At 65.9% G+C, this 7,973-nt stretch carries 6 protein-coding genes, 1 tRNA gene and 1 pseudogene; 4 read left to right on the top strand and 4 right to left on the bottom strand.

The genetic code is table 11. From position 1 onward, the window contains the following. From KH616_RS18015 to KH616_RS18005, 3 genes are all read left to right on the top strand, one after another. A partial coding sequence (locus KH616_RS18015) for a TonB-dependent receptor (protein WP_292248942.1) occupies window positions 1–833 on the top strand: 833 nt, incomplete at its 5' end. Then, window positions 821–2,080, top strand: coding sequence for a sialidase family protein (locus tag KH616_RS18010; RefSeq protein WP_292248940.1), 1,260 nt, complete (start codon window positions 821–823; stop codon window positions 2,078–2,080). The genes KH616_RS18015 and KH616_RS18010, both read left to right, overlap by 13 nt. Then, window positions 2,077–2,556 (top strand): TlpA disulfide reductase family protein, encoded by a 480-nt coding sequence (locus KH616_RS18005; protein WP_292248938.1) that lies wholly within the window; start codon window positions 2,077–2,079, stop codon window positions 2,554–2,556. The genes KH616_RS18010 and KH616_RS18005 overlap by 4 nt, the downstream gene beginning before the upstream one ends. 141 nt (window positions 2,557–2,697) lie before the next feature. On the opposite strand, the gene KH616_RS18000 is transcribed toward KH616_RS18005, so the two are convergent. The 3 genes from KH616_RS18000 to KH616_RS17990 form a co-directional block, all read right to left on the bottom strand. Beyond that, window positions 2,698–2,773, bottom strand: a tRNA-Thr gene (locus KH616_RS18000). Between the two features lie 209 nt (window positions 2,774–2,982). After that, entirely contained in the window at window positions 2,983–3,999 is a 1,017-nt protein-coding gene (locus tag KH616_RS17995; RefSeq protein WP_292248935.1) for a class 1 fructose-bisphosphatase, read from the bottom strand. Between the two features lie 102 nt (window positions 4,000–4,101). After that, window positions 4,102–5,034 (bottom strand): LysR family transcriptional regulator, encoded by a 933-nt coding sequence (locus tag KH616_RS17990; RefSeq protein WP_292248932.1) that lies wholly within the window; start codon window positions 5,032–5,034, stop codon window positions 4,102–4,104. A gap of 115 nt (window positions 5,035–5,149) precedes the next feature. Between KH616_RS17990 and metE the strand changes: the two are divergent. Further along, window positions 5,150–7,459: pseudogene (gene metE / locus KH616_RS17985) on the top strand (5-methyltetrahydropteroyltriglutamate--homocysteine S-methyltransferase). A 78-nt stretch (window positions 7,460–7,537) separates the two neighbouring features. Here the strand turns inward: metE and KH616_RS17980 are convergent. Further along, on the bottom strand, window positions 7,538–7,973 hold a 436-nt coding region (locus KH616_RS17980; RefSeq protein ID WP_292248929.1), incomplete at its 5' end, for an aminopeptidase N C-terminal domain-containing protein.

Raw genomic sequence — 7,973 nt, 5'->3', positions numbered from 1 at the left:
AGCGCTGGGACGCGTTCGACGGCGCCCTCGGCAATGTGAGCGGCACGCTGGGTTATGCGGATCGCAGCGCGAACGCGCTGTCGCCGAAAGTTGCGCTGCAATGGGATGCGACGGACGTCTGGCGCTTCCGGGTGTCGTTCGCGACGGGCACGCGTTTCCCGACGGTCGGAGAACTATTCCAGGGGACGATTTCGAACAACGCGATCGTCAATCAGAACCCGGACCTGAAACCGGAAAAGGCGATCGACTGGGATTTCACGGCGGAGCGCGATGTCGGCGTCGGCACTGTGCGCGCGAGTGTGTTCCAGAGCGACCTGCGCAATTCGATCTACAGCCAGACCACGGTGTCCGGCGCATCGACGGTCACGAATATCTCGAACGTCGATCGTGTGCGCGTGCGCGGTGTCGAACTCGCGTTCAGCGGGCAGAACGTCGGGCTGAACGGGTTCGACATCGATGCGAACGTCTCCGCCACCCATGCGCCGATCCTGGCCGACTCCGCCAATGCCGCGTATGTCGGCTCGCGCTTTCCACGCATTCCGCGCGTGCGCGCGAACCTGCTCGCGTCATACCGCTTCGATGAGCACTGGCTCGCCAGCGTCGGCGTCCGCTATTCGGGGCGGCAGTTCAACACGCTCGACAACAGCGACGTGAATCCCTGCGTGTACGGCGGCACCAGCGTCTACACGGTCGTCGATCTGAAGGCGCGTTATCGCCTCGATCGTCACTGGGTCGCGTCGTTCGGCATCGATAACCTGACGGACCGGCGCTACTACGTATTCCACCCGTATCCGGGCCGCACCTTCTATGGAGAATTGAAATGGTCGCTGTGAAACCATTCGCGGCAGGCTGTGTGCTCTGGCTCGCTGCAATGGCGGCTGCCGGTGCGCACGAGCCGGCCGCGTCCGCCGATACGCACGCCGCGCACGCGGGCATGAGCGCGGCGGCGCAGCAGCAGAAACAGCCGCTTGCGACCGGCGCCGCGTTCGACGCCCGGCATCGCTTGTGGGTGACGTGGGTCGAAGGGGCGCATGTCGTCGTCGCGCATTCCGACGACGCGGGCCGCACGCTATCCGCTCCCGTGACGGTCAATGCGATGGCGGAGCTGATCTACACCAGCGCCGAGAATCGCCCCAAGATCGCGACGAGTCCGGACGGACGCGCGGTCTACGTATCGTGGTCGATGCCGCTCGATGCGCCTTATACGGGCATGGTGCGTTTCTCGCGCTCGCTCGACGGCGGTGCGACATGGAGTGTGCCCGTCACTGTGCATCGCGACCGGCAGGCGATCACGCACCGCTTCGACATGATGACGGTCGATCCGGCGGGCCGCATTTTCATTGCGTGGATCGACAAGCGCGATCTTGTCGAAGCGAAGCGGGCCGGCCAGGCGTATGACGGCGCGGCTGTCTACTATGTGGTGTCGCAAGATGGCGGCGCATCGTTCGGGCCGGAACGCAAGGTTGCCGATCACACGTGCGAATGTTGCCGCATCGCCATGTCGATCGATCCGGCCGGACGTGTCGAGGCGGCATGGCGCAATGTCTTTCCGGGGCAGATCCGCGATCATGCGCTCGCGGGGCTGCCTGCATCGGCCGACGTGCCGGTGATGCCGGTGCGTGCGACGTTCTCGGGCTGGCATGTCGAGGCGTGTCCGGAGCACGGCCCGGCGCTCGCGATCGCGCCGGACGGTACGCGACATCTCGCCTGGTTCGGCGTCGTCGACGGTCGCGCCGACGTGTTCTATTCGAGAATCGGTGCGGATGGGCAGCCGCTCGGCGCGGCCTGGGCGTTCGGCGAGAATCCGGCCGCGCCCGGCGAGCAGGCGGCGCACGCAGCGCTCGTTGCGCACGGCGATGTGGTGTGGCTCGCATGGAAGGCGTTCGATGGCGACATGATGCGGATCAAGTTGCGTCGCTCGGACGACCGCGGGGTGCACTGGTCCGCGCCGCGCGTCGTCGCGTCGACGTCCGGCGCGAGCGACAACCCGCAGCTGCTCGACGATGCCGGGCGCGTCTATCTGTCCTGGCGCACGCGCAACGACGGTTATCGGCTGATTACCGTGGAGGACGGCCAATGAAACGGTGGATCGTTCTGGCAGGGCTCGCGCTGGGGTGCGGTGCGGCGTTGGCCGGCGAGCTGAAGCCGCTGCGGGCGGCGGATGTCGGCGCGTGGTACGCATCGGCTCGCGAGCGGCCGCTTGTGATCGAGATCTGGTCGCTCGACTGCGGCTACTGCCGCGAGAATGCCGTACATCTCGTGGCCTGGCAGCGCCGCCATCCGGAGGTGCGCGTGGCGATGGTCGCGATGGATGCGTACGACGAGAACGGCGCGGCGATTGCGCAGGCGCTTACGCAGATGAACGTGCCGCCACACGTCGCGCAGTATGCGAATGCCGAGGCGATGCCGGAACGCCTGCGTGCGGCACTGGATGCGGGATGGCGCGGAGAATTGCCGCGCACCGTGTGGATCGGACGCGATGGCATGCGCGAGGCGCGCAGCGGCGTGTTGACGCAATCGGTGCTCGACGGCTGGCTGCGTGCGGCGCGCCGTTGACGGCGGAGTGCCGGGTTTGCCCGGCACTGCCTGTAAAGGGAGCAGGGCTGGGCATATGGCATGCGTGCATGCCCGATGACATTGACGGGACGGAAATGAGAAAAGGGCTGACAAGCGATTGCTTGTCAGCCCTTTAAGACTTGGTGCCGGAGATAGGAGTCGAACCTACGACCTTCGCATTACGAATGCGCTGCTCTACCAACTGAGCTACACCGGCAGCAGAGAAATGAAATTATATGGTGAAATCTGGAACCTTGGCAAGAGGTTTTGCGAAATTTTTTCAGCTTTTTTGCTGCTTCGCGAAACACTTGATCCGGCGGATTTCCCGCTTTCATTTCATCGCACGGCAACCCTAAACGGGGCCGCATGTGCGAGGCGAGATTGTACTTGCGTCGCACGCGGCCGTCTAGTGTTGCGTTGCATCAGTTATTCGTTTCCTTCGAGGTGATAACCCGTCACGCGCTCGACCTCGTTCTTCGAGCCCAGGAACACCGGCACGCGCTGGTGCAGGCCGGTCGGCTGCACGTCCATGATGCGCTGCGTGCCCGTCGTCGCGGCGCCGCCCGCCTGTTCGACAATGAACGCCATCGGGTTCGCCTCGTACATCAGGCGCAGCTTGCCCGGACGATCCGGCGTGCGCTTGTCGGCCGGGTACATGAAGACGCCGCCGCGGTTCAGGATCCGGTGCACGTCGGCCACCATCGACGCGATCCAGCGCATGTTGAAGTTGTCGCCGCGCGGGCCTTCCTTGCCGGCGTTCAGTTCGTCGATGTAGCGTTTGACCGGCTCGTACCAGTGGCGCGAGTTCGATGCGTTGATCGCATATTCGCGCGTGTCGGCCGGAATCTGCATGTTGCTCTGCGTGAGCACCCACGAGCCGACTTCGCGATCGAGCGTGAAACAGTTCACGCCGTTGCCGGTCGTCAGCACGAATACCGTCTGCGGGCCGTACACCGCGTAGCCGGCCGCGACCTGCTGCGTGCCGGGTTGCAGGAACGACTGTTCGGTCGCCTGCTGGCCGTCCGGGCAGCGCAGCACCGAGAAGATCGTGCCGATCGACACGTTCACGTCGATGTTCGACGAGCCGTCGAGCGGGTCGAACACCAGCAGGTATTCGCCGCGCGGATAGTTCGCCGGGATCGGGAAGAACGTTTCCATTTCCTCCGACGCCATCGCGGCGAGGTTGCCGCCCCATTCGTTGGCGTCGAGCAGGATCTCGTTCGACAGGATGTCGAGCTTCTTCTGCACTTCACCCTGGACGTTTTCGGTGCCGGCGGTGCCGAGCGCTTCGCCGAGCGCACCTTTCGACACGTTGTAGCTGATCGCCTTGCACGCGCGTGCGACGACTTCGATCAGCAGGCGCAGGTCGGCGGGAAGGTTGTTGGTTTCACGCTGCTGTTCGATCAGGAACTTGGACAGCGTCGTGCGTCGGGCAATGGACATGACAAGACTCCGAAAGGCGGAAGAATCCTCGAATAGACGCAATTTTACCCGTCGCGCCTGATGCGCCGCCGGCTTTTTTCGTCCGGTTACAGGGCCTGGCGGTCAGAGCAATTCGATTTCGGGCAGCGACACGGCACTCGTCTCGCGCATCGTCGCAATGAAATCGGCCGCGTAGGGGCGCGAGGAAAACGCGGGCAGCGTCGCCGCGTACAGTTCCCCGGACAGCGTGCTTCCGTCGCCGCGCAATACCGGGCGTGCGGTCACGTAGTGCTTGTCGAGATAGGTCGCGACCGCCCACAGCGGCAGCGCCGCGACGCCGCGCCGGCTCGCGACGAGTTGCAGGATCGCGACCGTCAGCTCCGACGTGCGGCGCTTCGGCGCGATGCCGGCCGGCGTCAGCACCTGCCGCATGATGTCGAGCATGTCGTCGGGGACGGGATAGGTGATCAGCGTCTCGTCGCGGAAATCGTCCGCGGCGAGCGCAGGCTTCGCCGCGAGCGGATGCGCATTGCCGACGAGGCCGACGATCTGGAAGCGGAACAACGGATGGAAATCGACCGCCTCGGCCGGATCCGCCTCGGCGACGATCGCGAGATCCGCGCGGTCCTGATGCAGCAGGCCGACCGGATCGGCATGGAAGCCGGACACGATGTCGAGCTCCACTTCCGGCCAGCGCTGCCGGAACGCGTCCATGGCGGGCATCAGCCAGTCGAAGCAGGTATGGCATTCCACCGCGATCCGCAACGTGCCGCCCGTGCCTTGCGCGAGGCGGGCGATGTCGCGCTCGGTTTCCTCGATCGCGGGCACGACCTGCTCGGCCAGCGCCAGCAGGCGCTTGCCGGCTGGCGTGAAGGTCAGCGGCGCCGACTTGCGCACGAACAGCGGCAGCCCGAAATGCGCTTCGAGCGCCTTGAGCTGGTGCGACAGCGCGGACTGGGTCAGACACAGGAACTGCGCGGCGCGCGACAGGTTGCCGGTGTCGCGCAGCGCGATCAGCGTCTGCAGATGCCGGAATTCGAGGGGCGACCGGATCATCGGATCGTCCGCCGTACGGTGTTGTGTTGAAAAATATTCATGTTTAATCGAAAAAACTTTCGTTTGAGTAATGATACGGCAAATCCGATACTCGCTGGACTTAAGGAGGATCGAGATGAGCACTGCACACGTATTGGGTTTTCCGCGGATCGGCGCGAAGCGCGAACTGAAATTCGCGCTTGAGCGTTACTGGCGTGACGGGCAGGGCGCCGATGCCGAGCGTGCGCTGGCCGACACGGGCCGCGCGCTGCGTGCGGCGCACTGGCGCACGCAGCGCGACGCGGGGCTCGACTGGGTCACGGTGGGCGATTTCGCGTGGTACGACCACGTGCTGACGACGCTGGCGCACGTCGGCGGCTTGCCGGAGCGGTTCGGCTTCGACGCCCGCACGCTGTCGCTCGCCGACTATTTCGCGGCCGCGCGCGGCAATGCTGCGCAGCCGGCGATGGAAATGACCAAATGGTTCGATACGAACTACCACTATCTGGTGCCGGAATTCACGCCGTCGACGACGTTCGGCGCGGGCGTCGAATGGCTGTTCGACGAAGTGCGCGAGGCGCAGGCGCTCGGGCATCCGGTGAAAGTGGCGCTCGTCGGCCCGCTGACGCTGCTCTGGCTCGGCAAGGCGCGCGACGGGCTGGCCGATCGACTGTCGCTGCTGCCGCGCCTGCTGCCTGCGTATCAGGCGTTGCTCGCGCGCCTGAAGGCCGGCGGTGTCGAGTGGGTGCAGATCGACGAACCGATCTTCGCGCTCGATGTGCCTGACGCATGGCGCGATGCCGCGCAGCCCGCCTATGCGGCGCTGGCCCCGGATGCGCCGCGCCTGCTGCTCGCCACCTATTTCGAATCCGTCGATGCGCATGCGGCGCTGCTCAAGGCGCTGCCGGTCGCCGGGCTGCACGTCGATCTCGTGCGGGGCGAGGCGCAGCTCGACACGATCCTCGCCGGTTATCCGGCCGACAAGGTGCTGTCGTGCGGGATCGTCGACGGTCGCAACGTGTGGCGCAACGATCTTGACCGCTCGTATGCGCGGCTCGAAGCGGCGCGCGCACAACTCGGCGAGCGGCTGTGGATCGCGACGAGTTGCTCGCTCCTGCATGCGCCGGTCGATCTCGCCGCCGAGCCGAAGCTCGATGCGGAACTGAAGCAATGGCTCGCGTTTGCGGTGCAGAAGGCGCGGGAGGTCGCGGTGCTGCGCGACGCGTTCGCCAAGGGGCGCGAGGTCGTGTCCGGTGAGTTCGACGCATCACGCGCGGCCGCGGGCGCGCGCCGCACGTCGGCGCGTATCCACAATCCGCTCGTGCAGCGCAAGGTCGCGGCCTTGACGGAAGCCGACGCAACGCGTGGCGCCGCTTACGCCGCGCGTGCGTGTCGGCAGCGCGCGCGTTTCGACCTGCCGCTCCTGCCGACGACGACCATCGGCTCGTTCCCGCAGACCGCCGAGATCCGCAAGGCACGCGCGGATTTCCGGTCGGGCGCGCTCGACCACCTCGGTTATCTGGAGGCGATGCGCGAGCAGATTCGCATCGCGATCGACAAGCAGGCGCAATACGGTCTCGATGTATTCGTGCATGGCGAAGCCGAACGCAACGACATGGTCGAATATTTCGGCGAACTGCTGTGGGGCTTCGCGATCACCGCGAACGGCTGGGTGCAGAGCTACGGATCGCGCTGCGTGAAGCCGCCGCTGATCTACGGCGACGTGTTTCTGCCGGAGCCGATGACGGTCGGCTGGGCGCGCTATGCGCAGAGCCTGACCGACAAGCCGGTGAAGGGCATGCTGACAGGCCCGGTGACGATGCTGCAATGGTCGTTCGTGCGCGACGACCAGCCGCGCGCGGTGACGGCATTGCAGATCGCGCTCGCGTTGCGTCAGGAAACGGTCGACCTGTAGCGGGCCGGCATCGGCATGATCCAGATCGACGAACCCGCGCTGCGCGAAGGGCTGCCGCTGCGCGCGCGCGATCGTGCCGCGTATCTCGACTGGGCGGTGCAGGCGTTCCGGGTCGCATCGTCGGCCGTCGCGGACGACACACAGATCCACACGCACATGTGCTACTCGGAATTCGGCGATATCCTGCCGTCGATTGCAGCGCTCGATGCCGACGTGATCTCGATCGAGACCACGCGTTCGAACATGGAATTGCTCGATGCGTTCGAATCGTTCGCGTATCCGAACGAGATCGGTCCCGGCGTGTACGACATCCATTCGCCGCGCGTGCCCGGCCGCGACGAGATGGTGGCGCTGATCGAGCGCGCGCTCGAGCGGATTCCTGCCGAACGGCTGTGGGTGAACCCGGACTGCGGGCTGAAGACGCGCGACTGGAGCGAAGTCGACGCGGCGCTGACGGCGATGGTCGCGGCCGCGCGCATCGCGCGTGACCGGGTGATGCCGGCGGTGACGGCACAGCCGGCATGCGCGTGACCACCGGACGGATGTAAAAAAGCCGGCGCCACATCTCGTGTGGCGCCGGCTTTTGCGCATGGTGCGAACGCTGACGCGTTACGCGAGGGCCTTTTCGACGATCTCGCGCACGTCGCGCGACTTCGCGCCGGCCGCGACCTTTTCGAGCGCTTCACGCATCTTGTCGCGCAGTGCGGGCGTGTAGCGCCGCCACAGTTCGAGCGAGCGTGCGAGCCGTGCGGCGACCTGCGGATTGATCGCGTCGAGCGCGAGCACCTGCTCCGCCCAGAATGCGTAGCCCGAGCCGTCCGCCGCGTGGAATTGCGCCGGGTTCGCCGCGCAGAAACTGAAGATCAGCGAGCGCGCGCGGTTCGGATTCTTCAGGTTGAAGGCCGGATGCGCGAGCAGTTTGCGAACCTTGTCGAGCGTCGGATGCGCGGGTGTGCCGCGTTGCGCGGCCTGCATCGCGAACCACTTGTCGATCACGAGCGCTTCCTGCTCGAAGCGCGCGTAGAAATCGGCGAGCGCGCGCTCG

The organism is Burkholderia sp. (genome assembly GCF_018375725.1).
GTDB lineage: Bacteria > Pseudomonadota > Gammaproteobacteria > Burkholderiales > Burkholderiaceae > Burkholderia.
Note: the sequence above shows the minus strand (reverse complement) of the source record. Positions and strands in the feature narration are given on the sequence as shown.

What these genes read in the sequence shown, in the direction of transcription:
- KH616_RS17995 (WP_292248935.1), bottom strand. Translation starts at nt 3,999, where the DNA reads ATGTCCATTGCCCGACGCACGACGCTGTCCAAGTTCCTGATCGAACAG.
- KH616_RS18005 (WP_292248938.1), top strand. Translation starts at nt 2,077, where the DNA reads ATGAAACGGTGGATCGTTCTGGCAGGGCTCGCGCTGGGGTGCGGTGCG.
- KH616_RS17990 (WP_292248932.1), bottom strand. Translation starts at nt 5,034, where the DNA reads ATGATCCGGTCGCCCCTCGAATTCCGGCATCTGCAGACGCTGATCGCG.
- KH616_RS18010 (WP_292248940.1), top strand. Translation starts at nt 821, where the DNA reads ATGGTCGCTGTGAAACCATTCGCGGCAGGCTGTGTGCTCTGGCTCGCT.